The organism is Candidatus Steffania adelgidicola, from assembly GCF_020541225.1.
In the GTDB taxonomy this organism is placed as follows: domain Bacteria; phylum Pseudomonadota; class Gammaproteobacteria; order Enterobacterales; family Enterobacteriaceae; genus Steffania; species Steffania adelgidicola.
In genome coordinates this window covers 524,210-546,195 of record NZ_CP045889.1, presented here as the reverse complement: position 1 = coordinate 546,195, position 21,986 = coordinate 524,210, and the positions used below count along the sequence as shown (strand labels likewise).

Here is a 21,986-nt window from a genome sequence, read left to right as displayed (position 1 = left end):
TATTTTCGCCTCATCACTAACATTCTCCATACCCGGGTAGCCGAAAGATTCTACGTATGTTATTAAATAATAACTTGCAAAACGGTAGTTTCTTTATTCTATAAAAACTGCACATGCTCCTCTCTTATCTTAGCATCGTCTATACTGAGTCTGCGCTACAAACCTGAGAAGAAAAAAATTATTGGTTATGGTATTCTTCTGATATGACGTTGCCAGAATTGGAGGCTCGTGGCTCATCTACTGGCATCGGTTCTCGTGGTGTCCCATCGTCAATACTACTACCAAAAATCGTATCATCCCAACCTGCTGGCGGGCGGACGGACTTACGGTCCATTAAATCGTCGATCTGTGGTGCATCGATAGTTTCATATTTCATCAGTGCATTCTTCATGGCATGTAGAATATCCATATTTTCCATTAGCAGCTTATGGGCACGGATGTAATTTCTTTCGATCAACAATTTCACTTCCTCATCAATTATGCGCGATGTTTCATCTGACATATGCTTTGCCTTCCCTACTGAGCGACCAAGGAATATTTCTCCCTCTTCCTCCGCATATAGTAACGGACCTAACTTCTCAGAGAATCCCCACTGAGTTACCATATTACGGGCGATGGAGGTCGCTATCTTGATATCATTAGACGCCCCAGTGGAAACCTTCGCGGGAGTGTAAATAATCTCCTCGGCCAGCCTCCCTCCATACAAAGTAGAAATTTGGCTTTCAAGCTTCTGTCGGCTAGCGCTAAGGGTATCTCCTTCTGGTAAAAAGAAGGTTACCCCCAAAGCACACCCACGTGGAATGATCGTTACTTTATGCACCGGATCATGATCAGGAACCAAGCGACCAATAATCGCGTGACCAGCTTCGTGATAGGCAGTAGACTCTTTTTGCGCTTCCGTCATTACCATAGAACGACGTTCTGTCCCCATCATGATCTTGTCTTTTGCTTTCTCAAATTCCGTCATTGACACAACACGTTTCGTACCTCTGGCTGCGAATAGTGCCGCTTCATTTACTAAGTTCGCCAAATCAGCGCCAGAGAAACCAGGTGTCCCACGAGCAATCACTGATGCATCCATATCACTTGCTAACGGTACACGACGCATATGCACTTTTAAAATCTGTTCACGACCCCTAACATCGGGAAGTGCGACCACTACCTGGCGATCGAAACGGCCAGGCCGCAGTAATGCTGGATCCAGAACATCCGGTCTATTAGTCGCAGCAATAACGATAATCCCTTCATTCCCTTCAAAGCCGTCCATTTCGACGAGCATCTGATTGAGCGTCTGTTCACGTTCGTCGTGCCCCCCTCCAAGACCTGCCCCCCGCTGCCGCCCAACAGCGTCGATTTCATCGATAAAGATAATACACGGTGCCGATTTCTTTGCCTGTTCGAACATGTCCCGTACACGAGAAGCACCTACACCAACAAACATTTCTACAAAATCGGAACCAGAAATACTAAAAAACGGGACTTTAGCTTCTCCAGCAATGGCCTTAGCGAGTAATGTTTTACCGGTCCCCGGAGGACCAACCATCAACGCCCCTTTGGGGATTTTTCCACCCAGCTTTTGAAAACGGCTTGGCTCACGAAGATACTCGACTAGCTCACTAACTTCTTCTTTTGCTTCATCACAACCAGCAACATCGGAAAAAGTTGTTTTAATCTGGTCTTCTGTCAGCATTCTCGCCTTACTCTTTCCAAATGACATTGCACCTTTTCCGCCAGCACCCTGCATTTGCCGCATAAAGAAAATCCATACTCCGATTAATAATAGCATCGGAAACCAAGAAATAAAGATCGAGGCTAGTAGACTAGGTTCTGCGACCGGCTCGCCTACAACCTTAATGTTTTTAGTTAACAGAATATCAATGAGTTTCGGGTCGTTAACCGGAATATAGGTAATGTAGCGATTACTGTCTTTTTTAGTAACAGTGATCTCACGCCCATTAATATGGGCTTCTCTAACCTGATCTTGATTTAGTTCAGACATAAAAGTGGAATAATCCACTTTATGTGTATTAGACTCGCTGGGCCCAAAGCTCTGGAATACTGACATCAGCACGACTGCAATAACTAACCAGAGAATTAGGTTCTTCGCCATGTCACTCAAGGAATTCGCCTCATATTACAACGGTATTAACAATTAGCGTAGGGACTATAATTTACACCCTGTCGCCACAATGTAGACTTCCCGAGAATGAGCTCGGGAAGCGTCTGGTTTACGAATTTTGACCTTTGTGAACAGGGATCGAATTTCCTGTAGATACTCATCAAAAGCCTCTCCCTGAAACACTTTCACCAGAAAACTCCCACCCGATACTAAAACATCTCGACATATGTCCAGGGCTAGCTCTGCGAGATACATGGTCTTCGGGATATCGACCGCCGGAGTACCGCTCATATTAGGCGCCATATCGGACAGTACTACCTGTACTTTCTTCGCGCCTATACATTTAAGCAACGCCTGCAAGACTAGTGGATCACGAAAATCTCCCTGCAAAAATTCTACACCGAGTATTGGTTTCATAGGAAGAATATCACAGGCTATGATGCTCCCTTTCTTACCAACGTGCTTAACGACGTATTGCGACCATCCCCCAGGCGAAGCACCCAGATCTACTATGTTCATCCCTAGACGCAATAAATTGTCGCTTTGCTGCATTTGATCAAGTTTAAACCAAGCACGAGAACGCAGTCCTCGTTTCTGTGCCTGATGAAGATATTTATCGTTGAAGTGCTCTCGTAGCCATCGGGTAGAACTTGCAGACCGCTTTTTAGTTACCATCTAAATATTCCAACTATCCTGAGAAGAGTCCAGCAAGCAAAGATTAACCTGATCTAATGATGCGTATCAGATGGCGGTAGAAGATCCAATTTTCAATCCTAACTACAGTAAAAATGATTTTATTAAAAAAGTAATCTTACCACTAATAAATGAGTAGCTAATTTTAAAGTCTTCAGAGTGCTCTAATCATAGATAAATTTAACTTCATTTTAATTAAAACATACCGATTAAAAACAAGCGTTCTGTTTTTTTAATTTTCGCTCTTGCCCATTTAGCTCTCAACTCAAATTTGTTAAAGATGGTGAAGAGTTATATGAAATATATATCATGTCATGAGAAAAAATTGACATGTCTGATATCCAGAATAAGACCTAGACGATATTAACAACTTGATTTTTATCAATTCACATTAACACGATACAAGGCAACATACTGATCTTTTAAGTGCTATCTATTCCTACACCTTTAATTAAGATCGTGCCGGATTGTAGAGCTATATATATCGGTGTAGTGTATTTTCTGGAAAAAAAGAAAATAAATTACTAATTTCAAGTCATCTTTTCTGTATATTATTAAATTTCTTCACTATTTCATTTCTTTATAGATACAGCCAGCCATAAACCAGGATATTGCTCTATCGCTAAATTAAGTAACTCTCATTGTTACTATATACACTATAGACAAAGCGTCTATCTTATCGTTGATACCTTTTTTAAAGACCATATGAGTCACTTCGCGTCCATAACGGTTTTATAAATATGACATCTTTTCTGAAAACCGGAGAAAAATACGCGAGCTTTACTCCAATTATCTTGTCTCATAAAAAGATGTCACTCTATAAATCTGCCGGAAAGCTAGTCGCGAACTGCTAGTTTTGCTTAGAAAAGCATTAACAGCTCAAAACGGAGGAAAGATAGATAGAAACTGGCTGAATTGCAGAAAAACTTACAGATAAGCAACTTTTAGGATCTCGTATTCCACCTCTCCACCAGGAGTGTTAATAACAACTACGTTTCCTTCTTCCTTACCTACCAACCCTCTAGCGATAGGGGAATTAACAGAAATCAAGTTTTGTTTAAAATTGGCTTCATCATCCCCTACAATGCGATATGTTTGTTTCTCTTTTGTATCTAAGTTTTCAACGCTCACGGTGGATCCGAAAATCACCCGGGTGCTCAGAGTCAGCTTAGTTACGTCGATTACCTGTGCATTAGATAATTTAGTTTCGATTTCCTGGATACGACCTTCACAGAAACCCTGCTGTTCTCTCGCAGAATGGTACTCAGAATTTTCTTTTAAATCGCCGTGTTCACGAGCTTCTGCGATAGAACGGATAATTTCAGGACGACGGACACTTTTAAGATATTCAAGCTCTTCCCGTAGTTTTTCAGCACCGCGTAGGGTCATTGGAATCTGTTGCATAATTCTACCTCTAGATAAATTCTTTCTACTAAAGTTATCGCTGGTCTGATAAGATATTTCTATAAATACGTCACTTACTCAGTGTAAAATCTAGCCTACCCAAGATGATATCCTAAGTACAGCGCTTTGCTTTATACAGCACTGCGTATTTTACCGCAGACTTTAGTGTGCTCATTGTTTACTTTAGTTCCTGTTTCAACTGTACCAAGAGAATACACTATCTTTATACACCTAAAAATCAAGTGGTTATACCAATTGTATAGAATACATCAAAACACAAAGCTAATCGTGTATAAAAAACAAAGGTTCACAGCACGAGGTAAATTATTAGGAGGTAATCTAGATATGGATACACCCACACCATATAACTACTCGCTAGGTTATTGATTATTAGTAGCTAAAGACAAACTACCGATGTAGGCTCAATCCAGAAATATTTTCGATGTCTTGATAGTCTCCAAAGTAATAAATTCCCAGTATCAGGCTTCTTATCCTGATCGTTTAGAATCTATCGGCTATACTTAACATCTCGACGAACTACTGAATAATCTGATGTAATATTTCATCCCCCCTCTCCAGGGGGGGGCTTCGTGTTACACTACAAACACCGGAATTCTACTCTTAATCTCATTCGCCTACTCACTACCAACCATATCTATGGTAAGATAGCGCTAAAGCGGTATATTTTATAATTGATACAGTATCATGACTATTTATCTCCGAAGTGGCCTATGACTAAGATCTATGAATTTGGGATAGGTAAGTTTTTAATCATTGTCTAAATCCGTTTATAAAATTCCAGTAGGAATGAGTATTCCCATACTGAATATAATAGTAACAGATAAGGCAATATCAGTAGATATTATCTTATCAGATTCAAAAAAAACCATGCACAAATAAGATTCATAGGTGCTATATGAACATCTTTATGTCGTATTGCCAAAAAAACGCGCGAGAGCTTGATATAAAGATACAAGCCGATTTAATATCACCACCTGAACGAGATGATTTCCGATAAACAAAAAAGCATTCTATATTGCTAGATTTTAATAAAAAATCAATTCACTTCAAAACCCTGGGACTGAAGATCTGCGTAGTAGGAAGAGCGCACGAAAGGCCCGCAGGCAGCATGGGTAAAACCCATGGCAAACGCTTCTTGTCTTATCTCATTAAATTTCTCCGGAGTGACATAGCGCTTAACCGGTAAGTGATTTCGGCTAGGCTGAAGATACTGTCCTAGCGTTAACATCGTTACACTATGACGACGAAGATCATGCATCACTTCGATAATTTCATCATCAGTTTCACCTAGGCCCACCATGAGACCAGATTTTGTCGGCACTTTCGGATTGGAAGCTTTAAAACGCTCCAGTAGCTTGAGTGACCAATTGTAGTTGGCACCGGGCCGAACCTGGGGATATAGGCGAGGTACGTTTTCTAAATTATGATTAAACACATCAGGTGGATTTGCGTTAATAATATCTAGTGCCCAATCCATACAGCCACGGAAATCAGGCACTAGCGTCTCAATACGAATAACGGGATTTTTAGCGCGTATCGCGCTAATACAAGTAGAAAAATGTTGAGCACCTCCATCGCGTAGATCATCGCGATCCACGGAGGTCACTACAACGTACTGTAAACCCATATCCGCAATGGTTTTTGCCAATTGTATTGGCTCATTAGTATCCGGATCCATGGGACGACCGTGAGAAATGTTACAGAACGGGCAACGTCGAGTACAAATTGCACCCAAAATCATAAAAGTGGCTGTGCCTTGGTTAAAGCATTTTTCTAGATTCGGGCAGCAAGCTTCTTCACATACGGAGTGTAAACCATTTTTACGCATCGCAGCCTTGATGTTATCAATACGGATCGTATTTTGGTATAATTTAATTCTTATCCATGGAGGCTTACGCAATATTTCTTGACGTTCCGTCATAAGGTTTTCTACAGGAATTAACGTTATTTTTTCATTATTACAATGTTTCATACTACGCTCTGTTTTTGTTTATTTGTTCATAATTATAGAGGTCGAATCCCGAAACTGAGAGAATAAAAGTCAGTCCTTCACCCTGAGATGTGAATTTTAAACAAAAATTATGTAGTTTTTAAAAACTATAACAAATTATTCACCATCAATCAATATACAACCTATTTTATATGGCAATAGGTATTCTATAAATATGCTACAAAGTCTTAATCATCATATGCCACAGGATCCCAACCTTGAATTTCACCAGAAAAGACAGGTAGGCGCCATATACATTCCGCGAGTAGTATTGGTAGAACGTCGTCAACGCTGGTTCCCGAGACTAGATCACTTACCTGCGTCATACAAAGACCAGCATGCCCACAAGGGTTAATGCGCAAAAATGGCGATAAATCCATCGCCACGTTGAGTGCAAGACCATGGAAAACACACCCTTTTCGGATACGTAAACCAAGCGAGCAAATTTTCTTAAGACCAACGTAGACACCAGGAGCAGAAACAAGCGTGTACCCGACAATAGAGAATCTCGCTAAGGTGGCTAGGACCATTTGTTCTAGTAAAGTGACTAGAGATCGTACTCCTAGTTTCCGACGGCGTAAATCCAGCAAGACATACATCACCTGTTGTCCCGGACCGTGAAAGGTTACCTGACCTCCTCGATCACTTTGAATAAGTGGGATACCACCCAGCTGCAATAAATGCTCAACTTTACCAGCTTGACCCTGGGTAAATACTGATGGATGCTCTACCAACCAAATTTCATCAGCACTTTCCACGCTACGATGATCCGTAAATCGATGCATCGCTAACAACACCCTTTCATAGGGCTGGAGACCAAGCTGTCGGATTACCAATCTATCTGACATGATTATCCTCTAACTTAGAGTACTATACGAACGATATCTATCTTACCCAGCTCTTCATATAGCATTTCTATCTGCTCAATGTGAGTTGCGATAATAGTAATAGAAATGGAATGGTACTTCTCTCTTCTGCTGGGTGTAACCTTGGACGAATAATTACCAGGAGCGTGACGCCATAGAACTTCGCGCACTTGAGCCAGTAATGTTGGCTGTGCCATACCTACAACTTTATAAGTAAATAAGCACGGAAATTTAAGAAATTCATTTAATTTAGTTTTCATAATAACTCTTAATAATCGACGTATATATACACCGAAAATACGGAATATAACCAATGATGTTATATAGCAGAAGGGGAAATAAGAGAGAAGTATTATAAGAGTCCAGATATTCTTGCTGACTATAGTAGCAAGAACTTAATTAAAATAATGGTTAAAAATTAATTTAAAATAATCTACTACGCGTTTCAAGAGATTGCCTTTTTTTACTTCGTTGAGCACAATAAGCTGTCGTTGTTCGATAATCTCATCATCTAACTGAACAGTAATCACACCGAGACTCTGATATTTATCCAGAGGTGCATATAATTCATGATCATTCAATACATATGTTAACTTTAAATCCTTTATCCGACCTCTTGGGATAGTTAGATAGGCATCATTATCTACGCCCAATGTCACATTATCAGTATCTCCAAACCATACTCTCGCGGTAGTAAACTTCTTATCCGCTTTTAGAGGCATTACTGTTTCAAAGAAACGAAAACCCCAAATCAACAGTTTTCTACTTTCATTTTCTCGACCTTGTATTGAATGTCCACCGAGTATCACAGAGATTAAACGCATCGGCCCTTCTGTCGCCGACACCACCAGATTATATCCAGCAGATTTGGTATGACCAGTTTTTATTCCATCTACATTCAGATCCTTATCCCATAGCAAGCCATTACGATTCATTTGGCGAATATTATTAAAAGTGAATTCTTTTTCTTTATACGTGGAGTATTCTTGGGGAATATCACGAATCAGCGCTTGGCCGATCATTGCCATATCCCGAGCAGAGGTAAACTGTTCTGGCGAATCCAGACCGTGAACAGTTGAAAAATGGGTGTTTTTTAACCCTAGTACATTGACATAATGATTCATCATTTCCACGAAGACATCCTGGCTACCCGCGATGTAATCTGCCATTGCTACACAAGCATCATTTCCAGACTCTAAAATAATGCCGCGATTAAGCAATGATACCGGTACTCGGTCGCCTGGCTTCAGAAACATGAGCGAGGATCCTTGGAATATCGGATTACCAGTTGCCCAAGCATCTTTATTTATTGTAACCAAATCATTTAATTTAATTTTTCCCTCTTGGATCGCTTTACTAATTACATAGCTGGTCATCATTTTTGTTAGACTAGCTGGATCACGTCGGACGTCAGCGTTCTTTTCCGCTAGAACTTTACCAGAATTGTAATCAATGAGGATATAGGATTCAGCATCGATTTTCGGTATGTGCGGAATCATGATCGTTAAACTTAAATTAGCGGCACAACTTCCACCAACAATGCCTATTACCCATATACTACTTAAAGTTAAGCGCCGTAATAAGCGAGGTGTAATTATATTTTTCATCTTAAAAAATGATCCACAAAGTTCTTTTTCCATTATACTACATCGTAGTAGATGTCAATAGTAGCGCTGTCTAATACCACGAACCTTAATTGATTCGCTTTACCAATATAAAATCGGGGATTGGATACAATTCAATACCTGATGAAGCAATGGCCGGCGACTTCCGAGAGGAAGGGGATGGTTAACACAATACTTCATTCGATGCACTCAAGATTTTATACCAGATATTATCTGGTATAGTAACTACATTAGTTATAACAAAACCAATTAATTTTATATAGCTCAGAAAGGTAGTATTAATTTAGTCATGTAGTATGATAATAGCATTTCTGTGTTAAACATAAACATCGCATGTTGAGATTTTTTTATGATTTGCTTGTTTACATTGGCGTATAATTAGATATAGATCGAGGAATTTTTTGTATAAATTATTATATGGATTTAGGTTCATGTATTATCTTTTCCTCTTTAATGATTACATAACAAGTCATCACTTATCTTTTTAGGGATAAAAGTAATTAGAGAGACACGTAAGAAAAATATTATTTTGATTCGTCTGAAGAACTAGATAATGATCACTTGTAATATTAAAGCACTACTCAGGCTAATTATAATTCCGCATACACTTTAGCGTAGAATTACAGGCTCTGTGTATTAACACTTCATCTGTTTAAGAACGTTTGGTATTTCTCTACCACAATATTTTTCTTCCTTTTTTCGATACTTTACTGACGGTTATGCATAAATCCTGCAAAACTTTGTCTCTTAAATAAATCATCAAGTCGATGTGCGTATAAATAGAATTCAATTTTTGCTCAATAAAAAATACCAGTAACACCGAAGAGGAATATTACCAGAATGAGAATCTAATATTTCTTCTAAAAATGATAAATAAAACTCTAGAAAGCTGACTTGTTGTCAGCATGGTTTTCTACACTCGATAGGTCCGTATCTGTCTCTACAAAAACACCATGGATAATATAAGACCTTTCTTTTTCATTATTAAACACGTAACAAACCCGATTCTTTTAGAATCGCTAAGAGATAATGGCAAGGAATTTATAGACTTTTATTAAAATCAAGAAAATATACAGTCACTGAATAACAGAAATATGATGCTTTGTGTATAAAAATTTAGTGATAAGTCATTCAAAATGATATTTTTTAAAATATAGCTATTAATTTATACTTCATCATCATAACCGAATATACAGATAGAAAAGACTTTATTTTTTTATCAAAAATAGACAAAGCATTATTAACAGTCTAACGTTAAGTTGCTTGCTGTTCTTCTTATTAACTTGTTAAGGGTATTCATACCATGAATCTTTTAGCTTTTCTATTCTAAAACGTATCGAATATAATATAGTTCTTATGATGACAGTCTACGAACTCGTAGGATGAAAGAACGACTGTGCTATTTAGTAAAGATTTTCAACGGGGCGATAAGATTAAGTAAGAATATCTATTCTAAGTAGAACGAAATGTAGCATAGAGTTTTATAATGAGTTTGTACTTCCTCAGTGTGTTTTCTATTAACGTCCCTGACGTAGCCCGCTCCATCATTATTAACACCAGAAAATATAAGTGTAGTCTTGGGGCGATAATGCGTTGCAGCTCTGATGGAATAAAGTGGGAAAAGAAATATTGCTATATCTAGACACTAGTCGAACTCAACTGCAGGACTCTTAGGGTTTTACTCTCTCTTGGAGAGAGTATCAGAGTATATGCGCTATGTCTAGTAGATTAATATTTTTCATCAGCCATGGGATCTTGATACCACACGAAACCGAGAATCGCGCAGAGTTTTAATAGAACGCATTCCTTGAATAGAGGGACACCAACTGCTGATCAGGAGTTGTTAGTCATTTGTTAGGAATATGCTAGCGTTTTTATAGATAACAACGGGTCTATATCAATCTTCGTAAAGTGGTCTTTATAGATTTAATGGTATATTTCTATAACTTTCGTCGAAAAAGCATATAATTACGCCTATTTTTATGACTAGCACCGGCTAGATTTTACCTAAATCAATTCATATAATTTCTCATTCAGCAAATTATACTATTAACAATAATCTTCTTTTTTTTAAAAGTGGCATACTCATTAATAATAGTGCAAGACCCACATTAACCCAGCAGTTATCAATGCCGAGAAGTAGAATTAATACTTGCCATACTAATAAAAATCAGTAGATTAATGTCTAATATACGTGATACATATCATTCCCCAACAATCGGGGAACACTCTTCTTATAAAAAAGAGTTTTTTATTTGTCCCTAGCCACTTTAAAATATTCATTATCTAACCTTGATCATAAACCCGTAACGTATAGAAAATAGTATGTTATATTGTGGAAAGTATGTTTATCACGCACCTACAGTAGAATCATTGCGAAATATAGCAAAGTTTCTTTGTGCTTCCACATTCATTTATAGGGATAATAGTCCCTATCACTATATAGACTTGTTGGATAAAGTTGATGTAAAAAAATTTTGAAGTAAGATTGAATTTTCATCTAACGCGATTTTTTATACTGTCAAGGTACCTAGAGCGTAACAAAACCCATATATCTTTACATGACGAGAGAATCCCCTTCAAGCTGGGAGGCATTGCCCCCCCCTCAAAAAAATGGTGCATTATGCAGGTTTTAATTATGCGTCATGGCCATGCTGTTTCTAAAAACTCTGACGATATAGTTCGACCCCTAAGCAATATAGGTCGAAATGAATCAAGAAAGATGGCACGCTGGCTCCATACTCAAAGCGCGAACATTGAACGGGTGTTGGTCAGTCCCTATCTAAGAACCAAGCAAACACTGCATATTGTCCAAGCCTACCTCACGTTGCCTAACGACCATGAAGTGCTTATAGAACTAACACCCAACGGAAATTGCAAGATAGTATCCTGCTACTTATGGACCCTAGCAAATCAGGGGGTGAACCAGGTACTACTGATTTCCCATTTGCCATTGGTAGCACACTTAGTGCAAGACTTATGCTCTGGAGAGCAGGCCCCAATATTTAATACCTCCACCATTACTAGGGTTGATCTCGATGTCATGAATGGTAACGGAAAATTATGTTGGACAGTTGCTCCCAGTCAGCTTCTGAGAAAACTAGGAGAATACTAGGAAAACACTCTGAACTATATTTTCTCCTGAATTCAGGAGCACTTAAATGAACAATTGTATATTCTCTCTCTATTGTAAGAGAACGATTTTATTAAAAAATCGTTTAAGACGCCAGCTCTAATAGAATTAACAATGCAGCGCTGCCTCCAAATGCTTTAGGGGCTTGATGAAACCCCTTGACATGAGGGTGCTGTGCTAACCATAGAGGCGTCCTCTGCTTTAATATATGTCTTCCGTGTCCATGGATAACACAAGTACAATATATATACTTTCGTCGACAAGTAACCAGTAATGCACCTAACTCCTGTTTTGCTTCAGTTTGCGTAAGTCCATGTAGATCTAAAAACAGCTCTGGCGTGTAATCACCGCGCCGTAGCTTTTTCACCTCATAAGGATTCACGTCCGTTCGAACATAGTGAGGCGGCCCAGCTTTCTGGAGACACGGCTGGAAGTCATCAGAAAAATAGAAGGTGGTCTCTGATTTTTCAAGGAAAAAGTGCCTAGAAGGCAGAGTAGTTTTTATACGTTTTATCGGTGTCAGGCAAACCCGGTCTTGTAGCATGGGTTTAACAGTCAATACTGACTGCCTGAACAACCTCAGGTCACCCTCCGCTAAGGTAAATGGTTTCTTCATGATTTATTAGTCTATTCTTTTCAAAGTTTTTTATAAGTTTACTCTTTTCTTGTCGGTAAAACCAAAATACAGTATTTTCTTGTTGTTAATATTCTAACTACTTCTTTGTTTATCAGAGTAAAACAGCACATTAACGCTACATGATAAAACTGTCAAACTGAGAACGGAGAAAATATTTTTTGAAAAAAGTCCTGCTAATAGGCATAAGAAAAAAAACGAAAAGATATCTATTATGCCTCAGAGACTTTTCAAGTCTGTATCGTCTGATGCAAAATTTAGTTGTTTAGAAAAACAGTCTACAGACAACATAAAAGTTATCTTGCTTACCGGTATGGTAGCAATAAAATGCGGAATTAAACACCAGAGTCTTTACAACCAAGTGTTTCATGTCTAATAGAGCTAGCCTGCATTAATAATTCATGAAGATAACGTTCAGCATCTAGCGCCGCCATACAGCCTGTACCAGCTGAGGTAATCGCCTGTCGGTAGTTTCCATCCATCACATCACCAGCTGCGAAGACACCCGAAATCGAGGTAGCAGTTGCATTACCTTTAATACCTGACTGTACACGTAGGTAACCATTTACTAAAGCTAACTGAGAGGCAAAGAGAGCGGTATTAGGAGTATAGCCAATAGCAATAAATACCCCGCCGACCGCTAGATCTTCATAGGCACCATCAACTACTGCCTTCAAACGAATACCAGTCACCCCCATCTTATTACCTAACACCTCTTCTAGCGTGCGATTTATATGTAAAATAATATTACCATTGTTGACCTTATGCATCAGGCGATCGAAAAGCATCTTTTCTGAACGGAAACGATCGCGGCGATGGATTAAATGCACTTCGTCTGCAATGTTGGCTAGATATAAAGCTTCTACTATCGCTGTATTTCCCCCACCAATTACTGCCACTTTCTGATTGCGATAAAAAAAACCATCACAAGTAGCGCAGGCAGAAACACCTCTCCCTTTATAAAACTCCTCTGAGGGAAGACCGAGATAACGTGCTGAAGCACCGGTAGCGATGATAAGCGCATCACAGGTATATTCACCGCACTCGCCGATAAGGTAAAATGGACGATTCTGCAGATTGACCTGAGTAATATAGTCAAAAATAATTTCTGTATTAAATTTAGTAGCATGGGCTAACATACGTTTCATCAGGATAGATCCCGTGAGCCCTGTAGAATCACCTGGCCAATTTTCTACTTCAGTGGTCGTTGTTAGCTGTCCGCCTTGCTCCATTCCAGTAATCAAAACCGGATTTAGATTCGCGCGTGCAGCATATATTGAAGCAGTGTAGCCCGCCGGTCCTGAACCTAATATAAGTAGTTTACTGTGTTTTACCATTGTTATCACCTCCATCATTTAAGGATTGCAATAAAGTCACTTGAGTGAAAGATAGACAATAAAACATTTAATTATTATTACATCTAATTGAGAATCGTTCTCAGCACATTATTGTATATTTTAACAAATATTTTTTCTCTTAAAGGGATGAAAAACTCAATGGTGAGTTAATAACGAGAAGAAAAATCAAAGAAAAAAAACAGTGTTTTACCTATACAGATGTTTTCTTCTTCGTACTAACATGATCAAAATCAAGTTACCTATAAGCATATATGAGTTTTTTTAAAAAAATATCACAAATTACTGATCTAATGCTGGACAAAAAGCCAACTAATTGCTGTACTAATCGGCGACACAGAGTGTGTATCCATCATTTATTTAAAGGTAAGTTTGATGTCTAAGATTAAAGGTAACGTTAAGTGGTTTAATGAATCCAAAGGATTTGGTTTTATTACTCCTGAAGATGGCAGTAAGGATGTGTTTGTACACTTCTCGGCTATCCAGAGCAACGGGTTTAAAACCCTATCTGAAGGTCAGCGCGTAGAGTTTGAGATCACTAATGGCGCCAAAGGCCCTTCGGCTGCTGACGTTACTGCTATTTAATTCGCTCGTTTTCTAAAAAACCCGACGTAGTGCGGGTTTTTTTTTAATTCACTAATAAGACGAGTTGATTTTTTTCTTATACAAATCACATTCAGAACATGTGATTTACTCGACGGTAATGATATCCATAATCCGCAGCTATGATAAGACCGTTATCTATTAGATAGATAAGACGCGATTCAGATAAGTTTTGAGTTCACATCCAGTTTTATACTCCCAATTGTCGTCTATTTATAACAGGCGTGATATTTATCCCCGGATAAATTTTAAGTTAATAATAAATAAGTTACAACTCAAAGTATTGAACCTAATAACTTGCATACTCATTTTATAGCTTGTAGAAATAAACAGTGATATGTATTTCGTTTGGTATGAAACCAAAACTTTCTCTATCCTTTAATCAACATAAAAGGGTCTGGAGAAATCTCCATTGCTATTATTGTGTTCCATGGTCACGTGTAAGATTATAACCCAATAAAAATATGTTTGTTGTCTATAGTATTATAGATTACATAATAAGTATTATGAAGATAAAACAGTGCTGGAGTCTACATTAAGACTGCTTAATTTCAGAAACCGCTTCTTTTCGTGACAACTTATGAAGAAAAATAGTGATTAAAATTAACCAGCACAAACCACCACATAGATTAAATATACTAAAAGCATCTTCTTGTCCCCATAGATAAAAAATCTTAGAAAGCTCAATGCCTAACATGAAGACTAACATACTAATGATACCCATAGCAGCAGATACAGTTCCTTTACTAACGTCACTAGAGAACAATGTTAAGCGCGTTAAACAAGCATTAGTTGTACCAAGACCAAATGAATACAAGCTTAAACCTGCCGTTATCCATAAGTAAGAGCTTGATGAGTAAAATACTGAAACAACCGTAGTTAACAAACCTACAACCATGGGCTTAGCGCCGAACTTTATCAACTGAGTTAAAGTAATTTTTCCAGTTAGATGACTTAACGTGAGATTGCCTGCAATTAATCCTCCAAAGACGGGTATTTGTAATATAGCATAGGTAAGAATTGAAAGTTGTTTGCTACTCATAAGTATAACGGGAGAAATTGCAATCCAGGCTAATAATGGTACGTTTGCCACGCCTATTGCCAGTGTTCCACAGACAAAATCTGGATTTTGTAAGACTTGTTTATAATCGAACCATAAACGGGAAAAAGATAAGATTTCTCCTTTTAGCGCTACCGTTTCCGGCATAAAGAAAAACAAACCGAAAAACGAAATCAAAGCTAGAATAGCAAAAATAATAAACATGCCTTGCCAAGGCAAAATATTAATCAATGCAGCGCCTGCCAATGGCCCTAGTAGGGGCGCTATTAAAGCAACATTTGCCATTAGCGAAATTATTTTCACACACAGCGTTTCCTCAAATACCTCTTGAATCGCCGCATAACCCACCGCACCAATAAAACATAACCCCATACCTTGCATAAATCGCATAACAATAAACTGTTCGATGCTTGAAACAAGAAGAATAGAAACACAGCTAACAACAAAAAACAGCACACCTACAAGCATAACAGGACGTCGTCCACGCCTATCTGATAAAGGGCCAAACAACCATTGTAAGAACACTCCACCAGCTAAATAAGCGGTAAGAGAAGTAGGCACCCATTCAATTCCCGCATTAAAATTTTCTACAACTTTCAGCATGGCTGGTTGTATCATATCGTTAGCGATATATACAGAGAACTCAAATAACACCAAGCTTAATGGAAAAAGTATACGGTTAGGGTTTGACAAAGATGATATATGCATAAATGTAATCTTATTAAAATATAATAGATGTATTGCCCTACTTGAGCGTGAATCCGATAGTCAATAACGGATTAAGTGTAATTCAGTTACACTCAGTATAAAAGTCAAGGTGTATTGATTGTACAGATATCATTTAAATATCTGTCTATACATCAATTGGTTATCAATGATAGATCGGGAGATCTAAATAACATAGCGTCAAAAATGGCAATTTAAGCATTGACGTTTACGTCAATATATTTTGCAAACGTGCTCATGCGATAATGTTGTAACTTTACTGTTCTCAGTGAAAATATAGCCACGTGACTTAACTCGTATTACTGCGTCTAGAGTAGACATAAAATCCCTGATGTCATATATCCAACTATAATGTGAAGCAGGATTGCGTCAGCATAGAACGCTAATATTCAGATATACTCCAACATATACGACACGGACTCAAGAAGTGATAATATATCGCATAGGTAAAAATTAATTGAGATATGAAAATGTTCAAGATATTTTTCAGTTAATTTTAGCTATTTTTAAATTTATGTATTCTTTCTATTATAGGAAGAACGCACCTATAATACCTGACTAGATACTGAACATCGATAATGCTTTATGGAATTATTCATTAAAATTGCATGATTTTTATGAAATACTGAGATGAGACATAAAAATACACTATCATCAGGCGATGATGTTATCTTTTATATATTATATATAAAAATATTTTTTACATGCACCTCCACTTCACATTGATAGTATCAAATAAGATTTCTTATCTTGTTCGCAACAAATTGTTTTATAAAATCTAAAAGAATAAACCATAGGAGTTTATGGTTAACTTACTTCGAGACATAAAAATCGGGGCAATCAAGATTATTTCACTTTTCTAGTACTTCAACTACTGAAGGTTTTAATTTAACTTGATCAACCAATTCAATATATGCCATTGGCGCCTTGTCGCCTTGACGGAAGCCATACTTTAAAATACGAGTATAACCACCGCAACGAACTTTAAAACATAGGCCTAAATCATTAAACAGTTTTGCCACGATCTCGTTATCACGAGTTTTAGCGAATGCTAAACGACGATTTGCAACAGTATCTATCTTGGACAGTGTAATTAGCGGTTCGACAACACGGCGTAGTTCTTTTGCTTTCGGCAGGGTTGTCTTGATGCGTCCATGACGAATTAAAGAATTGGCCATATTACAGAACATAGCCTTTCGATGACTACTATTACGGTTTAGTTGACGACCACTCTTACGATGGCGCATAACCTTATCCTTCTCAGTAAAACCTTAAACTATAATCCGGTTATTCATCAGCGATACTTTCCGGGGGCCAATTCTCAAGTCGTATACCAAGAGATAGCCCACGAGAAGCCAAAACATCTTTAATCTCAGTAAGAGATTTTTTTCCAAGATTAGGAGTTTTTAAAAGCTCAACCTCGGTTCGCTGAACCAGATCACCTATGTAATGAATCGCTTCTGCTTTAAGGCAGTTAGCAGAGCGAACGGTCAATTCTAGATCGTCAACGGGACGCAGCAGAATCGGATCAAACTCTGGTTTCTCTTCTTTTACTTCTGGCTGACGTACATCACGCAAATCAACGAAAGCTTCCAGTTGTTCAGCCATAATAGTTGCTGCGCGTCGGATCAGTTCTTCAGGATCGATCGTGCCGTTAGTTTCTATTTCAATCACTAGCTTATCCAGATCGGTTCTCTGCTCAACACGTGCCGCTTCTACATTATAAGCAATACGTTCTACTGGACTATAGCACGCATCTATCAGTAAACGACCAATAGGTCGCTCATCTTCTTCTGCATGAATTCGAGCAGAAGCTGGAACATAACCACGTCCACGCTGAACCTTAATACTCATATTTATAGATGCATGTTTATCAGTAAGATGGCACAGAACATGCTGCGGATTGATAATTTCAACATCCCCATGTTGATTGATATCAGCGGCTATGATAGGGCCAATACCCGATTTATTTAGGGTTAAGATAAGGTTATCTTTTGTTTGCATTCTCACGGCCAACCCTTTGAGGTTAAGAAGAATCTCCAGGATATCTTCCTGTACGCCTTCTTTTGTGCTGTACTCATGCAGTACACCATCAATTTCAACCTCGGTTACCGCGCACCCCGGCATCGATGAAAGCAAAATACGGCGAAGTGCATTACCTAGAGTATGACCAAATCCACGCTCTAAAGGTTCAAGGGTTACCTTCGCATGCGTTGAACTAATTTGCTCAATATCTACCAGGCGCGGTTTTAGAAACTCTGTCACAGAACCCTGCATTATGTCCTCACTTAGAGTAAAGCTCGACGATCAGGTGTTCATTAATGTCCGCAGATAAATCAGTGCGCTCTGGAATACGTTTGAACACTCCTTCCATCTTGGCGACATTAACCTCAAGCCAAGTTGGCTTTTCTCGCTGCTCAGCCAGCTCCAATGAGGCGCGAATACGTAATTGTTTTTTCGCTTTCCCACGGATGCTGACAATGTCATTCGGAGTCACTTGATAAGAAGCGATATTAACCACACGACCATTTACCACGATCGCCTTATGGCTGACTAATTGCCGCGATTCAGCGCGGGTAGCACCAAAACCCATACGGTACACGACGTTATCAAGACGCCCTTCTAGCAATTGCAATAGGTTCTCACCAGTATTGCCTTTAAAGCGAGCTGCTTCTTTATAATAGTTTCGAAATTGACGCTCTAAAACACCATAAATACGGCGAACTTTTTGTTTTTCACGCAACTGGACGCCGTAGTCAGACAGACGAGGTTTACGCGCACCATGCTGACCGGGTGCGTGCTCAAGTTTACACTTGGAATCAATTGCGCGAACGCCAGATTTCAAGAATAAATCTGTTCCCTCACGACGGCTTAGCTTGAGCTTAGGACCCAAATATCTTGCCATTTTCTTTCTCCAACTAACCTAAAAACGGCGTTATACGCGGCGCTTTTTAGGCGGACGACAACCGTTATGGGGGATTGGAGTCACATCAGTAATATTTGTGATGCGAAAACCAGCTGCATTTAACGCTCGCACAGTGGACTCACGACCCGGACCCGGTCCTTTAACCATCACTTCTAGATTCTTGATAGCATATTCTTTTACTGCTTCAGCACAACGTTCGGCTGCAACTTGTGCGGCGAAAGGAGTAGACTTACGAGAACCGCGGAAACCGGAACCACCGGCGGTCGCCCAAGCCAACGCATTTCCCTGACGATCTGTAATAGTTACGATTGTATTATTAAAAGATGCATGAATATGAGCTACACCGTCTAAAATTTGTTTTTTAACACGCTTACGTGCGCGAATAATTGTCTTAGTCATAATTTATCTACCCCGATTATTTCTTGATCGGTTTTCGTGGACCCTTACGCGTACGGGCATTAGTCTTAGTCCGCTGACCGCGGACTGGCAGACCACGACGATGCCGCAAACCACGATAGGTACCAAGATCCAGCAAACGCTTAATACTCAGGGTTACCTTGCGGCGCAGATCACCTTCAATGACGAACTTAGAAACTGCGTCACGTAACATATCAATCTGCTCTTCAGAGAGCTCACTGATCTTGACATTTTCGGCAATACCCGTACCTAAACAGATCTGCTGTGAGCGGGTTTTACCGATACCGTAGATTGCCGTTAGTGCAATCACGGTATGTTTGTGATCAGGAATGTTAATGCCTGCTATACGGGCCACTATGCACTCCTAGAAAATTCAATAGCAACATTATTCTGAAAAGCCCACTTTTAGGATACTCAAACAATGTCACAACGACATAAAAAGATTGACTGGCCAATCTAGCCAGCTCAACCCAACTTTGCAAGAAAAAATGTTGAAATATATTAGCCTTGACGTTGTTTATGCTTGGCCTCAGAGCCACAAATTACACGAACGACACCGTTGCGCTTAATAATTTTACAGTTACGACATAACTTCTTAACGGAAGTACGTACTTTCATTTTTACTCTCCGTAACCTATTACGATTACTGAATTAGCGATTATAATCTTTCAAGTTGGCTTTCTTTAACGCGAACTCATATTGACTCGACATCAATAGGGTCTGCACTTGACCCATAAAGTCCATAATGACAACAACGACGATTAATAAAGAAGTACCCCCAAAATAGAAAGTGACTTTCATTGCGGTTCGCATGAACTCTGGTATTAAGCATATAAAAGTAATATACATAGCGCCGACTAGCGTCAACCGAGTCATTACTTTATCAATATACCTTGCAGTTTGCTCTCCTGGACGAATTCCTGGTACAAATGCACCAGATTTCTTTAAGTTATCGGCTGTCTCACGTGGATTAAAAACTAATGCGGTATAAAAGAAACAGAAAAATATAATCGCAATCGCATATATTAACATGTACAGGGGTTGGCCGGGTTGCAAATAGAATGAAATCTCAGTCAGGACCTCCCAACCTGTACCATCCCCAAACCAGGATGCAAGCGTAGCCGGAAATAGAATAATACTAGAGGCAAAAATAGCAGGGATTACCCCAGCCATATTAACTTTTAATGGTAAATGGGTTCTCTGAGCTGCGTAAACACGACGTCCTTGCTGACGCTTCGCATAGTTAACAACTATACGGCGCTGGCCACGTTCAACAAACACTACAAAAAAAGTTACTGTAAACACCAGTATTCCAACCAACAGCAAAAGCAGAAAGTGCAAATCGCCTTGTCGAGCTTGCTCGATGGTTTGACCGATAGCGGGTAATAATCCTGCCACGATACCCGCAAAGATAATAATAGAGATACCGTTGCCAATTCCTCGTTCAGTAATCTGCTCACCAAGCCACATGAGAAACATGGTTCCACTAACTAGGCTCACTACGGCAGCAAAATAAAATGCAAAACCTGGATGCACAACTAAACCGTGCATTCCAGGCATATTTGGCAGACCGGTGGCAATACCGATAGACTGAAAGATCGCCAACAGCAACGTACTATATCGAGTATACTGGTTGATTTTTCGCCTACCGAATTCACCCTCTTTTTTAATTTCCACTAGCGCTGGGTGCACTACTGTTAAGAGCTGAATAATAATGGAGGCCGAAATATACGGCATGATCCCCAACGCAAAGAGAGAAGCACGGCTAAGCGCCCCACCAGAGAACATATTAAACACTTCAATTATAGTACCGCGCTGCTGTTCGAGTAATTTTGCAAGTATGGCGGCATCAATACCAGGGATGGGAATAAAAGAACCAATTCGGAAGACAATAAGCGCACCAATCACAAACAATAGTCTGCGTCTTAGTTCACTTAGTCCACTTTTGGTACTTTGAAAATTCAATCCCGATTGTTTAGCCATCTGAAATTGTACCGCCGGCAGCCTCGATTGCAATACGAGCACCTTTACTTACGCGAAGACCACGTACAGTAAACGCACGCTTGACTTCACCGGAGAGCATGATTTTAACGAACTTCGTTTGGATACCAATGATGTTGGCGGATTTCAATGTGGTTAGATCTACCACGGAATCTTCTATATATGCCAAATCTGACAAGCGCACTTCCTCAGTGAACATAGATTTTCGCGCTGTAAAACCGAATTTTGGCAGGCGTCGGTATAAAGGCATCTGGCCACCTTCAAATCCGCGACGTACCCTACCGCCAGAACGAGAATTCTGACCTTTGTGTCCTCGGCCACCAGTTTTTCCTAAACCAGAACCAATACCGCGCCCCGCCCGCTTAGATGCGCGCTTAGAACCCTCAGCCGGAGACAGCGTATTTAAACGCATC

At 39.3% G+C, this 21,986-nt stretch carries 20 protein-coding genes; 2 read left to right on the top strand and 18 right to left on the bottom strand.

Annotated features, from left to right (window positions below; all coding sequences use genetic code 11):
* Positions 1 to 178: 178 nt before the first annotated feature.
* The 7 genes from ftsH to dacA all read right to left on the bottom strand — a co-directional run bounded on the left by ftsH (position 179) and on the right by dacA (position 8,700).
* The gene (gene ftsH / locus GFK82_RS01525; RefSeq protein ID WP_226811168.1) at positions 179 to 2,119 is read right to left on the bottom strand and encodes an ATP-dependent zinc metalloprotease FtsH; all 1,941 of its coding nucleotides are present in this window, start codon (positions 2,117 to 2,119) and stop codon (positions 179 to 181) included.
* 45 nt (positions 2,120 to 2,164) lie between these two features.
* Positions 2,165 to 2,794: a 23S rRNA (uridine(2552)-2'-O)-methyltransferase RlmE gene (gene rlmE / locus GFK82_RS01520; RefSeq protein ID WP_226811167.1), complete on the bottom strand. Its 630-nt coding sequence runs from the start codon at positions 2,792 to 2,794 to the stop codon at positions 2,165 to 2,167.
* A 945-nt stretch (positions 2,795 to 3,739) separates the two neighbouring features.
* Complete coding sequence (greA, locus tag GFK82_RS01515; RefSeq protein WP_226811166.1) at positions 3,740 to 4,216, bottom strand: transcription elongation factor GreA; 477 nt, start codon at positions 4,214 to 4,216, stop codon at positions 3,740 to 3,742.
* Between the two features lie 1,057 nt (positions 4,217 to 5,273).
* Positions 5,274 to 6,209, bottom strand: coding sequence for a lipoyl synthase (lipA, locus tag GFK82_RS01510; RefSeq protein WP_226811165.1), 936 nt, complete (start codon positions 6,207 to 6,209; stop codon positions 5,274 to 5,276).
* A 206-nt stretch (positions 6,210 to 6,415) separates the two neighbouring features.
* The gene (gene lipB, locus GFK82_RS01505; RefSeq protein ID WP_226811164.1) at positions 6,416 to 7,075 is read right to left on the bottom strand and encodes a lipoyl(octanoyl) transferase LipB; all 660 of its coding nucleotides are present in this window, start codon (positions 7,073 to 7,075) and stop codon (positions 6,416 to 6,418) included.
* Positions 7,076 to 7,089: 14 nt separating this feature from the next.
* A complete protein-coding gene (ybeD, locus tag GFK82_RS01500; RefSeq protein ID WP_226811163.1) occupies positions 7,090 to 7,353 on the bottom strand; it encodes a DUF493 family protein YbeD in 264 nt (87 codons plus the stop codon).
* Positions 7,354 to 7,488: 135 nt separating this feature from the next.
* Positions 7,489 to 8,700, bottom strand: coding sequence for a D-alanyl-D-alanine carboxypeptidase DacA (gene dacA, locus GFK82_RS01495; protein ID WP_226811162.1), 1,212 nt, complete (start codon positions 8,698 to 8,700; stop codon positions 7,489 to 7,491).
* Between the two features lie 2,641 nt (positions 8,701 to 11,341).
* On the opposite strand from dacA, the gene sixA reads away from it, so the two are divergent.
* A complete protein-coding gene (sixA, locus tag GFK82_RS01490; protein WP_226811161.1) occupies positions 11,342 to 11,833 on the top strand; it encodes a phosphohistidine phosphatase SixA in 492 nt (163 codons plus the stop codon).
* Between the two features lie 103 nt (positions 11,834 to 11,936).
* Here the strand turns inward: sixA and smrB are convergent, their stop codons facing one another.
* Positions 11,937 to 12,467 carry an endonuclease SmrB gene (gene smrB / locus GFK82_RS01485; RefSeq protein WP_226811160.1) on the bottom strand — a complete coding sequence of 177 codons (531 nt, stop codon included), beginning with the start codon at positions 12,465 to 12,467 and terminating at the stop codon, positions 11,937 to 11,939.
* Positions 12,468 to 12,820: 353 nt separating this feature from the next.
* Complete coding sequence (gene trxB, locus GFK82_RS01480; protein WP_226811258.1) at positions 12,821 to 13,828, bottom strand: thioredoxin-disulfide reductase; 1,008 nt, start codon at positions 13,826 to 13,828, stop codon at positions 12,821 to 12,823.
* A 387-nt stretch (positions 13,829 to 14,215) separates the two neighbouring features.
* Here trxB and cspE point away from each other — a divergent pair, with 387 nt between their 5' ends.
* Positions 14,216 to 14,425: a transcription antiterminator/RNA stability regulator CspE gene (cspE, locus tag GFK82_RS01475; RefSeq protein WP_226811159.1), complete on the top strand. Its 210-nt coding sequence runs from the start codon at positions 14,216 to 14,218 to the stop codon at positions 14,423 to 14,425.
* 553 nt (positions 14,426 to 14,978) lie between these two features.
* Here the strand turns inward: cspE and GFK82_RS01470 are convergent.
* The 9 genes from GFK82_RS01470 to rplO all read right to left on the bottom strand — a co-directional run bounded on the left by GFK82_RS01470 (position 14,979) and on the right by rplO (position 21,985).
* A complete protein-coding gene (locus GFK82_RS01470; protein WP_226811158.1) occupies positions 14,979 to 16,211 on the bottom strand; it encodes an MFS transporter in 1,233 nt (410 codons plus the stop codon).
* An 869-nt stretch (positions 16,212 to 17,080) separates the two neighbouring features.
* Entirely contained in the window at positions 17,081 to 17,476 is a 396-nt protein-coding gene (rplQ, locus tag GFK82_RS01465) for a 50S ribosomal protein L17 (RefSeq protein ID WP_226811157.1), read from the bottom strand.
* 40 nt (positions 17,477 to 17,516) lie between these two features.
* Entirely contained in the window at positions 17,517 to 18,506 is a 990-nt protein-coding gene (locus GFK82_RS01460) for a DNA-directed RNA polymerase subunit alpha (protein ID WP_226811156.1), read from the bottom strand.
* A gap of 7 nt (positions 18,507 to 18,513) precedes the next feature.
* A complete protein-coding gene (gene rpsD, locus GFK82_RS01455; protein ID WP_226811155.1) occupies positions 18,514 to 19,134 on the bottom strand; it encodes a 30S ribosomal protein S4 in 621 nt (206 codons plus the stop codon).
* A gap of 30 nt (positions 19,135 to 19,164) precedes the next feature.
* Positions 19,165 to 19,554, bottom strand: a complete 390-nt coding sequence (gene rpsK, locus GFK82_RS01450) for a 30S ribosomal protein S11 (RefSeq protein ID WP_226811154.1) — start codon at positions 19,552 to 19,554, stop codon at positions 19,165 to 19,167.
* 16 nt (positions 19,555 to 19,570) lie between these two features.
* Positions 19,571 to 19,927: a 30S ribosomal protein S13 gene (rpsM, locus tag GFK82_RS01445; RefSeq protein WP_226811153.1), complete on the bottom strand. Its 357-nt coding sequence runs from the start codon at positions 19,925 to 19,927 to the stop codon at positions 19,571 to 19,573.
* A gap of 146 nt (positions 19,928 to 20,073) precedes the next feature.
* Positions 20,074 to 20,190 carry a 50S ribosomal protein L36 gene (gene rpmJ / locus GFK82_RS01440; RefSeq protein ID WP_226811152.1) on the bottom strand — a complete coding sequence of 39 codons (117 nt, stop codon included), beginning with the start codon at positions 20,188 to 20,190 and terminating at the stop codon, positions 20,074 to 20,076.
* 33 nt (positions 20,191 to 20,223) lie between these two features.
* Complete coding sequence (gene secY / locus GFK82_RS01435; protein ID WP_226811151.1) at positions 20,224 to 21,555, bottom strand: preprotein translocase subunit SecY; 1,332 nt, start codon at positions 21,553 to 21,555, stop codon at positions 20,224 to 20,226.
* A complete protein-coding gene (rplO, locus tag GFK82_RS01430; RefSeq protein ID WP_226811150.1) occupies positions 21,548 to 21,985 on the bottom strand; it encodes a 50S ribosomal protein L15 in 438 nt (145 codons plus the stop codon). The genes secY and rplO overlap by 8 nt, the downstream gene beginning before the upstream one ends.
* Between the last annotated feature and the right edge of the window lies 1 nt (position 21,986).

What these genes read in the sequence shown, in the direction of transcription:
- rplQ (WP_226811157.1), bottom strand. Translation starts at nt 17,476, where the DNA reads ATGCGCCATCGTAAGAGTGGTCGTCAACTAAACCGTAATAGTAGTCAT.
- cspE (WP_226811159.1), top strand. Translation starts at nt 14,216, where the DNA reads ATGTCTAAGATTAAAGGTAACGTTAAGTGGTTTAATGAATCCAAAGGA.
- dacA (WP_226811162.1), bottom strand. Translation starts at nt 8,700, where the DNA reads ATGAAAAATATAATTACACCTCGCTTATTACGGCGCTTAACTTTAAGT.
- lipA (WP_226811165.1), bottom strand. Translation starts at nt 6,209, where the DNA reads ATGAAACATTGTAATAATGAAAAAATAACGTTAATTCCTGTAGAAAAC.
- rplO (WP_226811150.1), bottom strand. Translation starts at nt 21,985, where the DNA reads ATGCGTTTAAATACGCTGTCTCCGGCTGAGGGTTCTAAGCGCGCATCT.
- sixA (WP_226811161.1), top strand. Translation starts at nt 11,342, where the DNA reads ATGCAGGTTTTAATTATGCGTCATGGCCATGCTGTTTCTAAAAACTCT.
- GFK82_RS01460 (WP_226811156.1), bottom strand. Translation starts at nt 18,506, where the DNA reads ATGCAGGGTTCTGTGACAGAGTTTCTAAAACCGCGCCTGGTAGATATT.
- rlmE (WP_226811167.1), bottom strand. Translation starts at nt 2,794, where the DNA reads ATGGTAACTAAAAAGCGGTCTGCAAGTTCTACCCGATGGCTACGAGAG.
- lipB (WP_226811164.1), bottom strand. Translation starts at nt 7,075, where the DNA reads ATGTCAGATAGATTGGTAATCCGACAGCTTGGTCTCCAGCCCTATGAA.
- secY (WP_226811151.1), bottom strand. Translation starts at nt 21,555, where the DNA reads ATGGCTAAACAATCGGGATTGAATTTTCAAAGTACCAAAAGTGGACTA.
- GFK82_RS01470 (WP_226811158.1), bottom strand. Translation starts at nt 16,211, where the DNA reads ATGCATATATCATCTTTGTCAAACCCTAACCGTATACTTTTTCCATTA.
- greA (WP_226811166.1), bottom strand. Translation starts at nt 4,216, where the DNA reads ATGCAACAGATTCCAATGACCCTACGCGGTGCTGAAAAACTACGGGAA.
- ybeD (WP_226811163.1), bottom strand. Translation starts at nt 7,353, where the DNA reads ATGAAAACTAAATTAAATGAATTTCTTAAATTTCCGTGCTTATTTACT.
- smrB (WP_226811160.1), bottom strand. Translation starts at nt 12,467, where the DNA reads ATGAAGAAACCATTTACCTTAGCGGAGGGTGACCTGAGGTTGTTCAGG.
- rpsD (WP_226811155.1), bottom strand. Translation starts at nt 19,134, where the DNA reads ATGGCAAGATATTTGGGTCCTAAGCTCAAGCTAAGCCGTCGTGAGGGA.
- rpsK (WP_226811154.1), bottom strand. Translation starts at nt 19,554, where the DNA reads ATGACTAAGACAATTATTCGCGCACGTAAGCGTGTTAAAAAACAAATT.
- rpmJ (WP_226811152.1), bottom strand. Translation starts at nt 20,190, where the DNA reads ATGAAAGTACGTACTTCCGTTAAGAAGTTATGTCGTAACTGTAAAATT.